This window comes from Parazoarcus sp. PS-13 R2A, from assembly GCF_057621855.1.
On the sequence record NZ_JBYEXN010000005.1, the window covers coordinates 137,900 to 151,227 of the forward strand.

Sequence of the window (13,328 nt, forward strand, 5' to 3'; positions counted from 1 at the left end):
ATGAGCACATACGACGCAATCATCGTCGGCAGCGGAATCAACTCCCTCGTCTGCGCAGGCGTGCTGGCGAAACGCGGAAAGAAGGTGCTTGTACTCGAACGCGAAGCGGTACTTGGCGGCTGTATTCGCACCGAGGCCCTGACTGCACCGGGTTACCTGCATGACACCATGTCGACCGCCCATCCGTTGTTCGTCACCGGCCCGGGCTACGCCGAACTTAAGGATGGCCTGCACGCAAACGGGCTTGAGTACTGCAACAACGGCACCCCCACCGGCGTGCTGCTGCCCGACGGCCGTTTCCTCATCATGGGGCGCGACCGCGCAGCCAACATCGCAAGCATGAACGCGCAGGCGCCCGGCGACGGAGATGCCTACGCCGAAGGCATGGGCTTCGTCGAGCACAACGCCGAACTCATCTTCTCGCTGCTGGGCAACGAATTGTGGAGCTCCAGCGTCGGCAAGATGATGCTTGGCCGGGTGTGGAAACAGGGCGCGCATGAAACCCTCGCCTTCTTCGGCCCCGCGATGCAAAGCTGTCGCGCCTGGCTGGAAACGCAGTTCAATGACGAGCTCGTGCGCGCACTGCTGGCGCCGTGGGTGCTGCACACCGGACTCGGGCCGGAAAGCCCCATGTCGGCGCTGATGGCGCGCGTCATCGCATTCACGCTGGAAGGCGTCGGACTGCCACTGGTCAAAGGTGGAAACGCGCGCACGGTCGATGCTTTCCGCGCGCTGATCGAAGGTGCGGGTGGTCATTTCGAGACCGGCGCCGACGTCGCCGAAGTGCTTGTGGATGGCAAGAAAACGCGTGGTGTGCGCATCAGCGATGGACGGGTATTCGAGGCCCGCCAGGTCATCTGCAACGTCACGCCCACCCAGCTCTACAGCCGGCTGCTCAAGCAGGACGATGCCCCGGCCCCGCTCCGACGCCAGGCCACCGAGTACCGCTACGGCAAGGGCAACATGCAGATTCACCTCGCGCTGTCCGAGCCTCCGCAATGGGCGGATCCGCAGCTGCGCGAAGTGATCTACCTGCACCTCACGCCGGGCATGGACGGCGTATCGCGTGCCGTCAACGAGGCTGAACGTGGCCTGCTGCCCGCAGAAGGGACCGTGTGTGTATGTCAGCCCTGCGCCGTCGATCCCTCACGGGCACCCGAGGGCGGCTGGATCATGTGGATTCAGTTGCCCGAATGTCCCCGCAGCATCCGCGGCGACGCGGGCGGTGAGATTGAAGCGCCGGCCGACGGAAAATGGTCTGCAGACCTTGCCGAACGTTATGCCGACCGCGCAATCGAGCGTATCGCTGCGCACGTGCCGAACCTGAAGGCGAGCATCATCGGTCGCAAGGTCATCTCCCCGGCTGATCTGGAGCGGATGAACATGAACCTCGTCGGCGGCGACCCGTATTCGGGTGAATGCGCAATCGACCAGTACCTGTTCTGGCGCCCGGTTCGCGGCGTAAAGGATCACAGCACGCCGATCAAGGGCCTGTACCACATCGGTGCGTCGACGCACCCGGGGCCTGGGCTCTCCGGCGCGTCGGGCTTTCACGTTGCCAATGCGCTGGCAAAGCGCTGATGGTCCATCCGGCCAGCTCACAAAGGCCGACGCGCCGGGCCTCCCCATGCGCAGGTGAGTGAATTTCCTCTGTGCCGACACAACAGACCTGCAGCCCGCCCACCTTGGTTCAAGGCAGGCGGGCTGCAGGCTTTCAGCATCCAAAGACAGGGCAGGATCGTAAGGACTTCACGTCGGGATGCCATGTCGCACCCCAAGCTTGAGACGTGCGCCTCGCACGCCCCCTAGACTACGAACTGCCCCATGGCCATCTTCATGCGGCCGACCGAGCGATCGAGACTGTCGACCGCAGCACGGGTCTGGGCGACGACCGCCATGTTCTGATCGGTCATCGAGGCGACCCGCTCAACGCTCTGCGCCATTACCACCATTGCATTGTTCTGTTCGGCAGACGAGTGGGTAATGTCATTGACCATGCCCAGGGTCCTGTTCATCTGGGCATTGATCTCCAGCAGCGCGCCCTGTGCATCCTGCACCAGTTTCACCCCGCTTTCGACCTGAGTTGCACCCTGCCGCATTCCACTGACGGCTTTCTGGGTTTCAACCTGGATCGAGCCGACCATGGTGCTGATCTCCTTCGTGGCATTGCCGGTGCGCTCGGCAAGCTTGCGCACCTCATCGGCCACGACAGCAAATCCTCGCCCCTGCTCCCCGGCGCGTGCAGCTTCGATTGCAGCGTTCAGGGCCAACAGGTTTGTCTGGTCGGCGATATCGCTGATTACACCGGTGATGCGAGAGATCTCTGCCGACTGCGACCCAAGAAACTCGACCTGAATTGCCGCATTCTTGACCGTCTCTGCCAGTGCGAGAATCGTTTCGCACGCCTGAGCCGACAAGGTGCTGCCACGCTCGGAAACCGTGCTCGCGTGCTGCGCGGCGGTTCGTGTTGCCTCGGCATGCTCGGCAACTTCGCCGATCGACACCGTGATCTGCTCGATGCCAGCCGCCGCCGACGATGTTGCGTCGCTCTGCACCCGTGCCGAATCACTCACATTGCCAACGCCCGAACCGACTTCGCCCGAAACACTGACCACCCGCTCAGCGGTGTCGCTCATCCCCTGCACCGTTGCCTGCACCGAGGAAACAAAGCGGTCGACGCTGCGACCGATATCACCGAGAACGTCGCGACGGGAAAGCGTAAAACGCATGCGCAAGTCTCCGGTTACCAGAAGGTGGTCGAGGTGCTCGTGCAAGGAGGTCATGTCACCCGTAATCCGTGGCAGACCGAAGACCAGAAAGAATGTCCCCCATAGCAAGCCCGCCGCGGCAATCACGAGCATCACGTCGGGCAGAAGTGGTAAGGACACAAAACGATCGACCAGCACGACGAGTGCCAGGACTGCCATCAGCAAGCCGAGCCCGACAAGCTGGATGTTTACCGAATTGAGGGTAGCCCACAGCGAACGTCGTGCGGGGACGACGCGACCATGTTTGATGCAGATCGATTTATCGCCTTCACGGATGCGTTTATACGCCTCCTCGGCCGCAGCCACCTCTTCCCGGCTTGGACGAGCGCGGACGGACTGGTAACCCACAATCTGCCCGTTCTCCCGCACAGGCGATGCATTCGCCACCACCCAGTAGTGACCGCCGTCGCTGCGCCGGTTCTTGACGATTCCACGCCAGGGCCGCCCCTCCTTGAGATCGCGCCACATGTCTGCGAACGCTTCCGCGGGCATGTCGGGGTGCCGCACCATGTTGTGCGGCTGTCCGATCATATCTTCGGGGTGGTAAGCGCTGATCCGCGCAAAGGCGTCGTTTGCCTCGACGATGATACTTTTGAGGTCGGTACGGGAGTATATGAACTCCCCCTCGGGGAGCAGGGTTTCAATGTTTGTTACGCCGGCAGATTTACGCATGTCACCCTCGGGAAGCTGTCTCTTTTATTGGTATTAACCATCGCCATAGAATGGTTTAATGCACGGCCGTCAGCGTTCCTGAAGCCAGATTTCCTTTTCTAAGGGGTGCTTATTGCGGCTCCGAGCCACCTGTTCGCGAACACGACAGGCGACTCCGGGCGGCCAAAGTGATAGCCCTGCGCCTTGTCGCAGCCCAGCGCCAGCAAGCGTCCAGCCTGAGCGGGTTCCTCCACGCCTTCGGCCAGCGTCCGAAGACCGAGGTTCTTTGCCATGGCTATGATGGTGGCAACGATGCTGTGGTCATTTCGGTCCGTGAGCATGGAGCGGACAAAAGACATGTCGATCTTGAGCGTATGTGCCGGAAAACGTTTGAGATAGGCGAGCGACGAATGCCCGGTTCCGAAATCGTCGATTGCAATCGTAAAGCCGGCATCGACAAGCGCACGGGTGACCTTCATTGCACAGTCGGGGTCGTGCATCATGCCGGACTCGGTGATCTCCAGTTCGATCTGCTCAGGCGATACGGCGGCTTCGCGGATGATCGCAGTCGCTCGACGGGCAAAGTCCTCGCGATCGATCTGCTGTGCAGCCACGTTGATTGCCAGACGCCCAGGCAGCGTCAGGCCTGCCTTGATCCAGAACTGAAGTTGATGGCAGGCCTGTTTGATCACCCACTCTCCGAGCGAAATCATCATTCCCCGCTCTTCCGCAATCGGAATGAACTCGGACGGGCTTACCCAGCCCCATTCCGCATCCCGCCAGCGCAGCAGCGCCTCAGCCCCCATCAATGCTCCCGTCCTGAGATCAATCTGGGGCTGATAATGCAACTGAAGGCCACCCTCCTCCAGCACACGATGAAGCCGATGAGCGACTTCAAGTCGTCGAGCCAGTTCGACACCCATCTCAGAATCGTAAAAGCAGTACCGTCCGCCACCGCCATTCTTGGCCCGGTACATCGCGATATCGGCATGCTTCAATAGTTGCTGCGCGTCGGCCCCGTCGCCCGGATACAGCGCCACACCCGTGCTCGCCCCGAGCGAGAAGGCGTTTTCTCCGACCTCGATCGGCTTCACCAGTACCCGGTTCAGGCGCTCTGCGATCAATGTTGCCCCCGACCGTCCGGTTCCGTGCGCGATGATCACGAACTCGTCCCCACCGAGACGCGCCAGCGTCTCATCGTGGCGCAGTGTCGTCTGGAACCGACGAGCCACCTCGGACAACACCAGATCGCCGCAGGCATGTCCCTGCGTGTCGTTGACCTCCTTGAACCGATCGAGGTCGATGAACAGCACCGCGATGGACTGTCCATGACGACTTGCATGCGCAAGTGCCTGGTGGAGGCGATCCTGGAAAAGCGCCCGGTTAGGTAATCCGGTCAGCGAATCGTAGAAAGCAAACTGTTCGATGCGAACTTCGGAGAGCTTGCGGTCGGTAATGTCCTGGCACGTACCCAGTACGGATAAAAGTTCGCCCTTGTCATCGAACTCAAGGGCGGCGCGCTCCTCGATCCAGCGGATCTTCCCTTTGACCTGAATGCGATGCTCAACACGGTACGGCTCCCCAGAGAGCGCACGTCGCCAGGCCCGATCGACGGCGTCGCGGTCGTCCGGGTGAATCAGGGCAAGAAAGTGCTGATACGTTACGGGCGTCCCGGACGGCGTATCGAAGATTCTGTAAGTTTCTTCTGACCATTCGAGGACGATTTCATCGCCGCCACGCCGGTCGTAGCTCCAGCTGCCGATTCTTGCCACTGCCTGTGCATCACGAAGCATCGCAGCACTGCGAGCGAGCCTAGCCTCAGCATCCCTGCGAAAGATTTCCTCGGCGGTCACCGGCTCAAGCACAAGAAGCAACTGCCCGGCTTCATCTTCAAGACAGATCCGTTTCACGGTGAGCCTGACCTGCTTCTCACGCCCGCTTTCCCGCGCGCGAACCAAGAATGGAGCGTCATACAGATCGACGCCGGTTTCAAGGACATCGGAAATACGCTTTTCGAGCCCCCTGGCCTCGAGCACAGCCAACAGCCTGTTTCCCGTGATCGAGTGGGGTCGAAGGTCAAACATCTTGATGAAGCTCTCGTTCGCAGACAACACGGAAAGTGTTGGCGACAGCACGAGAATGCCGTCGTGCATGCTGTTGAACACCATCTCGGCGTAATTCTTCAAGCCGAGAATCGTGTTGTCCCTTGCCTGTATATAGGTGTCGATCGCGAGACCCATATCGAGCAAAACAATCTTGATCAGGGACTGAACGGTGTGATTGCACTGTTCGTGGTCATCGATAAAACACCGCTTGATCTCGGGTAACAAGCCTACGAGATAGTTCGCGTAGGCGCCCAGATACCATTTCGGTTCCAGCCCCACACGATGATGGACGAGGCCGACGCGGAGCCGGTGGTGAATGTACTCGCGACCATAGTCACCAGCAGTCAAACCTTCGAAGTAACTGATTTGGGCACGCTGCAACCGCGCATGGGTATTCGGGACGGCAAGCAACTTCCGGGTCTCGTCAAACGCAAGGATCTGCTCGTAGAACCTCTCGGCGAAGACGGGTGCGTATCCTTGCAGATGCGAGTGCAACTGCTTCAGACGTAGGACATCCTCTTCACAGAAGCCCAGAAAAGCCTTGCGTTCAGCAATCGCGTCATCGTCAAGCTGCAGCTCATGCGCCATGCCTGCGACGTCAAAGTGCTCAACCTTCATATCATCACGTCCGTCTGTCGTTCAGGCTGACTCTTCAAAGTCACCGCGCCGATTACTGTTGCAGCAACTGTTCCAATCTTGAGGGAGTCCGAAACCCTCTCGAGATCGAATACGGATAACCAAGCCCGGTGGCTTCAATGCACGGTCAATCTCACGCGGATACCGCAAATGGAATGACTTTGTGCAAGCTGTTCGAAACATACGGTTACGTATATTTTCACGAGCGGATAATACAGAAGTGAAGTTTAAGATCAATACCCTTATTTAAAATGTGCGTATTTACTAGATGACGTATTTTGGTGGTTTTAAGGCAGGCCGCCTGCGCTCGTCATACAACATGAATCGTAATCAAACTGCTCCCAAGGACATCTAGAGAGCCCTTCACGCCACGCTTTCAGAGCACGTGTCCTGCCGGGTTGCCAAGGATTTCTAGCGCAAGGGCGGAGGCATTGACGGTGGGGGCTACCGCCCCGCCCCTTGGGAACAAGCCGGTCAGGCAATAGCCCGAGGCCACCATCGTTCGTCGCATCTGATTGAGAATGACAGGATTCTCCAGAGTGGAAGCTTCGTCCCCCGGGGTGATTCATGCAGGAGCGAGTTCCAAGAGCAACGCACCAAGATCAGCCCAGCATCACCCCCCCCAAACGAGAACGCTCAGGCGAGACGACAGGCTGTTTCGTATGCCAGCCTGGGATTGCGCGGATACAGCGCAGAAGGGTCGCCGTAGCCCAGATTGCAGAGGAAATTGCTTCGCCACGATGTGCCCTCGAAGAACAGCTCATCGACGCGGCTGCGGTCGAAACCGGACATCGGACCACAGTCGAGACCCAGCGCCCGCGCAGCCATGATCAGATAGGCGCCCTGCATCGAGCTGTTGCGAAACGCCGTTTCCTCGGTCAATGCGGCGTTGTCGCGAAAATAGCCGCGCACATCCTTGTGCGGTGACAGGGTCGGAAACGCCTCCCAGAAGCTCATGTCATGGGCCACGATGGCACACACTGGTGCCTGCATCGTTTTTGCCACGTTGGAAGGCAACAGTGCCTCGCACAGCCGCGCTTTCCCCTCATCGGAGCATACGAACACCAGGCGCATGGGGCTGCCGTTAAAGCTCGTCGGCCCCATGCTGGCGAGTGAATACAACTGGCGCAGCACATCCTCTGACACTGGACGGCCCTGCCACGCGTTGTGCGTTCGGGCCTCCAGAAAAAGACGATCGAGTGCCGAGCCGCTCAATGTCTGATCTGTCACCCGACATCCTCCGCTGCCAGCGTCGCAAAGCGACCGTCGACATAGAGCAAGGCCTGCTTGTCGCCCTGTCCGCTCACCGCAAGCACGTCGATGACCGCAATCACATGGGTTCCGGCGTCGACGATGTCCTTGATGCGTCCATCGAAAACACTGAGGGCATCATCCAGTACAGGCGCACCACTCTCTCCGGTCTCCCACCGCCCTACTTCAAAACGCGCATCTCCTTTAACGCTCGAGGACGAAAAGCGCAGGGCAAGGGCTTCCTGCCCTTCGGCCAGGACATTGATTGCCAGATTTCCGCCCCGCTGCAAAAAGGGAAAGGCGCCCGCAGTCTTGCTGATACAGGCGAGCATTCTTGGGGGGTCTGCGCACAGCGACGAAAATGATGAAATCGTCAGCCCGGCCCGCTCGCTACCGCGGGCAAGACTTGCAATTGCAACACCTTGCGCAACCCTGCGCATGCCGCCCTTGTACGACTCGCTCGAGACGCGGCCGAAGCCGACCGGAACCACGGTGTGATCCGATACCGTGGCCGGTCGGGCCTGCGCACTCATGACTTCACCTTGAACGCATTGCGCAATCCGCGTGCTTCCAGAATAGGAAGGACGTTGTCGCGGAAATACGGAAACTCCTCTGCATAGTCCACAAACGACAGTGTGCTGCCCGCAAAGCCGGCCTCGTACAGCTTCTGAATGCCGTCGGCAACGGTTACCGGATCGCCAATCAACGGATATCCGCCATGGCCGCCGGAGAACCGATCACGAATCAGCTGTAGCTGGTCTTTGGGGAAGGACTCCGCATGAGCAAACATCAGGCTGATGATGTTGTCCACCGCGGCCCAGTCGGCATGCTCCTGCGAATAGTAGTGGTGGTAATCCTCTGCTTCCTTGATCGTCGGACGACAGACCACATAGGAGAAGGTCAGTACGTCGATCTCACGCCCGTTTGCGGCTGCCTGCGCCTTGATTTCCTGAACCTCGACCTTTGAACGCGCAAGATCGATTGCCGACGTGAACAGGAAGTCAGCATTACGGGTTGCGAAGTTACGGCCCTGCGACGAACCTGCTGCGTTGAAGATTGGCACGCGGTCGACAACCGGGTGCGGCTGGCCGTAGGCGCCTTTGAGCTTGAAGTACTTGCCATCCCAGTCGAAGCGCTCGTCCTCGTACCAGACCTTCTTGATGATGTCGTACCACTCCTGCCCCATTTCGTAGCGGGTTTCGTGATCGTCGGGAAGTGTCTGCCCCATGGCCTCGTACTCGGGCTTGTTCCAGCCGCAAACGATATTGAGGCCTGCACGCCCGCGCCCGATCTGATCGATAGTGGCAATCTGCTTGGCGACGACCATCGGATGATTACAGGCCGTGTGGATGGTGGCAAACACGTTGATGTTCTTCGTGTGTGCCAGCAGGCCTGCCGCCCAAGTCATGGTCTCCAGGACGTTTCCATGAAAGTCGGTCGCACCGCCGTAACCGATCCAGCGTGCAATCGGCAGCATGAATTCGATTCCAGCTTCGTCCGCCTGACGGGCGAGGCGAAGGTTGTTCTCCCAAGTGTTCTTCCAGCGCTCTTCGACTTGCGTGCCCGCCATGCCACCGGAGCAGTTGGTGGCAAAGAAACCAAGCTTGAACTTGTTGTCATTACGAACGGGGGGAATAAAGACCTGAGGCTTTTCTTTCATGACCTTTCCTTGTGTAAGCACTGATTCAGCGAAGTGATGCCTTGAACCTTGTTCGGCACACTTCAAATCTAGTCTTCCACTGGAAAGCTCACTATCCCGAAACTGACCCGACTATCCTCGTCCTGCAGGAATCAACGATGGAGGGTTACCGACGGACTTTCGCCGAAACAGCGTTTGTAATCGACGGTGAAATGACCCAGATGGGAGAAGCCCCATCGCCCCGCAATCGTGGTCACCGTGGTGACTTGCGGCGAAGCCCGCAGCAGGTCTTCGTGTACCCGCCGCATGCGAACGTCCTTCAGGTACTGCATCGGGGTCGTATTCCGATACTTGCGGAATCCCGCAAAGAGCGAGCGCGTGCTCACGCCAGCCTCTTCGGCAAGATCGCCGATGGTCAGCGGCTCATCTGCGTTTTCCTCGACGAAACGTTCAACCTTGCGCACAAAACTCGGCGCAATCGACGGACCATCATCCGCAAGCCGGTCCGAGTAGTTGTGCGGCTGGCAAAGCAGCAGTGTCGTGATCACCATCTGTTCGATCTGGGCCGCGAACAGTGGTGAGTCGAGAATCACGCCTTGCCCTTGTGAGTCCTGGCCAACCTCTTCATAGAGCCACTTCATCAGGCGAACCCAAGGCAGGCTTCGGGGGGCAAGCAATGACATTGCCGGGCAGAACTCGATAGGGCTCTTGAGTTCACCGCCGAGGTGTTGCCTGCAGTGACGCTCAAGCACGCCTCGATCGATCTTGATGAAAAGCTTCTCGGTGTCCTCACCGTGACGCAAACGCAATGAAAGCGACGGACTGAGCACCGAGGCAACATCAGCATTGGTGTCCACCGTGCTGCCACCATGCTCGACCACCTCCGAGCCGTGAATCGGCATCTGAATGAGCGCAAAGCTTTCAAGGCTACCCGGGTCGATTGCGACACTCGCACCGTAGCGCATGCGCCCGATGCCGATACCCCGGATCGGCCGGTAGTACATCTCGGCTCCCACACGCGATCCACCACTTACGACCCTGAGTCGATGCTCGCAAAACACCCGTGAAACGCGGTCGCGGGCTTCATCCGGATCGGATGTGCGAAACAAGGGGAAATTCTCCAGCATGGAGCGGGAGCCGCCCGATCCAAAGTGGTTTGTTGTCTCCATGGAGTGCCTCTCCAGTGTCTTTTGCGAGATGCAAAATTTATTTATGTCTAAATTAAAACAGACCTAAGTAACGCTCGTCTATCAATTTTTCAGTACGCCCCGCACTGCCGGAGCGAGGAAAACCCTGTCGTCCTGAACAAAAATGCATATGAACTTTGTTAGGCAGGCATCGAGTATCGAAGGCGCTGCGTGGCAACTGCCTCCTGCAGCTCAATTCACTGTATCTGCAGTTCCGGGACAGTGAGTGCAGCGAGCGGATAGTCGGTCCCCTGTCGCCCCACCTAAGCTGGTGCCACCGTCACAGTCCGTTCAATGCGACCAAAGCGTCGGCCGGCGTTTCGTCACGGCTTCATCGCAACCGAATTCCCGTCAGGAGCACATCCACATCATGAGCACAACGCACAAGGTCGCGACCTACTGTTATCAGTGCGTCAATGGACCGGACATGCTGACCGTCGAGGTCACGGACGGTGTCGCCACGACCGTCGCCCCAAACTTTGAAGCAAAGGGCTATCACCCGGCCGACGGCAAGGTCTGCGTCAAGCCGTACGGGCTCGTGCAAAAGATCTACAACCCGAACCGGCTGCTGAAGCCACTCAAGCGCACGAACCCGAACAAGGGGCGCAACGAGGATCCGGGCTGGGTCGAGATCGAATGGGAAGAAGCACTCGACACCATTGCCACCAGACTGAACGCCATACGCGCGACCAGCCTGGTCGATGAGCAGGGCTACCCGCGGGTTGCCTTTACCACCGGCGGCGCGGCCACCCCCTATTTCTACATGGGCACCTTTGCCTCCTTCCTCGCCGCATGGGGGCCGGTCGACCAGAGTCTCGGCGCGGGTGGCACGGTCAAGTGCTATCACACCGAGCATGTGTACGGCGAGTTGTGGCATCGCGCCTTCACCGTCTGCCCCGACACGCCACGCTGCGAGTACATCGTCTCCTTCGGCAACAACATCGACGCATCTGGCGGTGTCACGAGCGTGCGTCGCCATGCCGACGCCCGCGCACGCGGCATCAAGCGCATACAGATCGAACCGCACCTGTCGATTACAGGTGCATCGGCCAGCGAGTGGCTACCGATCCGCCCCAAGACCGACCCGGCCTTCCTTTACGCGATGCTGCATGTGTTGCTGCATGAGCGCTCGCTCGCAGACTTGGACGTTCCTTTCCTGAAGCTGCGCACCGGGTCGCCGTATCTTGTCGGACCCAACGGCTTCTTCATGCGCGATCCGGTTTCGCGCAAACCCCTGATGTGGGACGCCAAAAGCGGTGGGGCCGTTGTTTTCGACACGCCGGGCATCGACCCGGTGCTGCTCGGCGAATTTGCCCTCGCCGGCATCGAGGTCGGCGCCGACGAACAGGTCTGGGAACACACATCGGCCACCGCGCAAACTGCGCTGGAGGTGACGCGGCGCATGGTCGAGCCACACACGCCGGAATGGGCCGCGCAGGTCTGTGACATTCCCGCAGCAACGATCCGCCGCATCGCAACCGAGTTTCTCGAACACGCACGCATCGGCGAAACCATTGAGTTCGAGGGCCGCACCCTGCCCTTCCGCCCCGTGGCGGTCATGCTGGGCAAAGGCGTCAACAACGGCTGGGGCGCCTACGAATGCGTGTGGGCGCGCACCATGCTGATGATCCTGGTCGGCGGTCTCGAAGTACCCGGCGGACTGCTCGGCAGCACGGTACACATCTCAGGGATGGATTTCGACCGCATGGGTTCGGTCGCGCCGCACCCGGACGGTTTTCTGGACTACCCGTTCAACCCCACGGACAAGGAACACTGGGAGTCGCAGCCGCAGAACCGCCACGGCCACACTACGCTGATTCCGATCATCGGCGGCGGCCTCACCAGCCAGTTGATGGGCTCCACCGTACTCAGTTGGATGCGCCTGCAAGGACGTGCGGCCGAGAGCTGGGGCAAACCGAAACCGCCCGACCTGTGGTTCGTCTATCGCTGCAATCCGAACATCTCGTTCTCCGAGACGGACAAGATGGGCGAAACGATGGCGACCTTCCCCTTCACCGTCGCTTTCTCCTACACCCAGGACGAGACCAACCACTTTGCCGACCTCGTGCTGCCCGAGGCCATCGACCTGGAAAGCACGCAGCTGATCCGCCTCGGCGGTACCCATTACTTCGAACAGTTCTGGGACAGTCAGGGCTGGGTGCTGCGCCAGCCGGTGGTCAAGCCGCAGGGCGAGGCGAAGGACTTCACCTGGATCTCGACCGAACTGGCAAAACGCACCGGCCTGCTCGAAGCCTACAACACCATGATCAACATGGGCGCAGCCGGCCTGCCGCTCAAGACCGAGCAGTACGACTTCTCGCTCGACATCAGCAAGGCGCACTCGGTTGATGAAACCTGGGATGCAGTCTGTCGCGCAGCAAGCGCCGACGTCACCGACGGCACGTCCAGTGACGGGCTCGATTACTTCAAGGAGAAGGGATTCCGCGTCAAACCCTTCCCCAAGATCAACTGGTATCTGTACCCGCGCATGGAGGATCTCGGCCTGCGCTTCGAGTTGCCCTATCAGGAGCGCGTGCTGCGCATCGGCAAGCAGCTTGCCGCCCGCCTGCACGAACAGGGCGTCACGTGGTGGGACCGTCAGCTGCACGAATACGAACCCCTGCCCACCTGGAAAGACCTCAACAAGCTGTGGTCCGAAGCCTACGAGCGCAGCTACGGCATCAAGGCCAAGGACTACCCCTTCTGGCTCCTCACCGCACGCAGCATGCAGTACGCCTGGGGTGGCAATGTCAGCCTGCAGATGATCCGCGAGGTCGCGGCCAACATCGCCGGCCACGACGGCATCATGATCAACGCCAGGATCGCCGAGGACATGGGCATCGAACAGGGCGACCGCATCGAGGTGACATCACCGGTCGGCGTCACCACCGGCCGAGCGTTGCTGCGTCAGGGCGTGCGTCCCGACACCATCGTCATGGTTGGCCAGTTCGGCCACTGGAAGACCCCCTACGCCAAGGATCTCGACATGCCCAGCCTCAACAATCTGGTGCCGATGAACATGGACCTTGTCGACGGCACCGGCTCAGCGGTCGATGCCGTGCTGGTCAAGATCAAGAAAATCAGGAGCTGA

8 protein-coding genes are annotated in these 13,328 nt (G+C 59.8%); 2 read left to right on the plus strand and 6 right to left on the minus strand.

Features of this window, described 5'->3' with window-relative positions; translation table 11 throughout:
* Positions 1–1,581, plus strand: coding sequence for a phytoene desaturase family protein (locus AC22G6_RS07220; RefSeq protein ID WP_487366212.1), 1,581 nt, complete (start codon positions 1–3; stop codon positions 1,579–1,581).
* Positions 1,582–1,805: 224 nt separating this feature from the next.
* On the opposite strand, the gene AC22G6_RS07225 is transcribed toward AC22G6_RS07220, so the two are convergent.
* The 6 genes from AC22G6_RS07225 to AC22G6_RS07250 all read right to left on the minus strand — a co-directional run bounded on the left by AC22G6_RS07225 (position 1,806) and on the right by AC22G6_RS07250 (position 10,219).
* Positions 1,806–3,440 (minus strand): methyl-accepting chemotaxis protein, encoded by a 1,635-nt coding sequence (locus AC22G6_RS07225; RefSeq protein WP_487366213.1) that lies wholly within the window; start codon positions 3,438–3,440, stop codon positions 1,806–1,808.
* Between the two features lie 98 nt (positions 3,441–3,538).
* Positions 3,539–6,142 carry an EAL domain-containing protein gene (locus AC22G6_RS07230; protein WP_487366214.1) on the minus strand — a complete coding sequence of 868 codons (2,604 nt, stop codon included), beginning with the start codon at positions 6,140–6,142 and terminating at the stop codon, positions 3,539–3,541.
* A gap of 654 nt (positions 6,143–6,796) precedes the next feature.
* Positions 6,797–7,390 (minus strand): malonic semialdehyde reductase, encoded by a 594-nt coding sequence (locus AC22G6_RS07235; protein WP_487366215.1) that lies wholly within the window; start codon positions 7,388–7,390, stop codon positions 6,797–6,799.
* On the minus strand, positions 7,387–7,944 hold the full coding sequence (locus AC22G6_RS07240) for a flavin reductase family protein (RefSeq protein ID WP_487366216.1): 558 nt from the start codon (positions 7,942–7,944) through the stop codon (positions 7,387–7,389). Before AC22G6_RS07240 ends, AC22G6_RS07235 begins: the two co-directional genes overlap by 4 nt.
* Positions 7,941–9,071 (minus strand): LLM class flavin-dependent oxidoreductase, encoded by a 1,131-nt coding sequence (locus AC22G6_RS07245; RefSeq protein ID WP_487366217.1) that lies wholly within the window; start codon positions 9,069–9,071, stop codon positions 7,941–7,943. Before AC22G6_RS07245 ends, AC22G6_RS07240 begins: the two co-directional genes overlap by 4 nt.
* 131 nt (positions 9,072–9,202) lie before the next feature.
* On the minus strand, positions 9,203–10,219 hold the full coding sequence (locus AC22G6_RS07250) for an AraC family transcriptional regulator (protein WP_487366218.1): 1,017 nt from the start codon (positions 10,217–10,219) through the stop codon (positions 9,203–9,205).
* A 388-nt stretch (positions 10,220–10,607) separates the two neighbouring features.
* On the opposite strand from AC22G6_RS07250, the gene AC22G6_RS07255 reads away from it, so the two are divergent.
* Complete coding sequence (locus AC22G6_RS07255) at positions 10,608–13,328, plus strand: molybdopterin-dependent oxidoreductase (protein ID WP_487366219.1); 2,721 nt, start codon at positions 10,608–10,610, stop codon at positions 13,326–13,328.

Bases quoted from the DNA above. Each gene is read 5' to 3' on its own strand.
- AC22G6_RS07230 (WP_487366214.1), bottom strand. From the start codon at position 6,142: ATGAAGGTTGAGCACTTTGACGTCGCAGGCATGGCGCATGAGCTGCAG.
- AC22G6_RS07255 (WP_487366219.1), top strand. From the start codon at position 10,608: ATGAGCACAACGCACAAGGTCGCGACCTACTGTTATCAGTGCGTCAAT.
- AC22G6_RS07220 (WP_487366212.1), top strand. From the start codon at position 1: ATGAGCACATACGACGCAATCATCGTCGGCAGCGGAATCAACTCCCTC.
- AC22G6_RS07225 (WP_487366213.1), bottom strand. From the start codon at position 3,440: ATGCGTAAATCTGCCGGCGTAACAAACATTGAAACCCTGCTCCCCGAG.
- AC22G6_RS07240 (WP_487366216.1), bottom strand. From the start codon at position 7,944: ATGAGTGCGCAGGCCCGACCGGCCACGGTATCGGATCACACCGTGGTT.
- AC22G6_RS07250 (WP_487366218.1), bottom strand. From the start codon at position 10,219: ATGGAGACAACAAACCACTTTGGATCGGGCGGCTCCCGCTCCATGCTG.
- AC22G6_RS07245 (WP_487366217.1), bottom strand. From the start codon at position 9,071: ATGAAAGAAAAGCCTCAGGTCTTTATTCCCCCCGTTCGTAATGACAAC.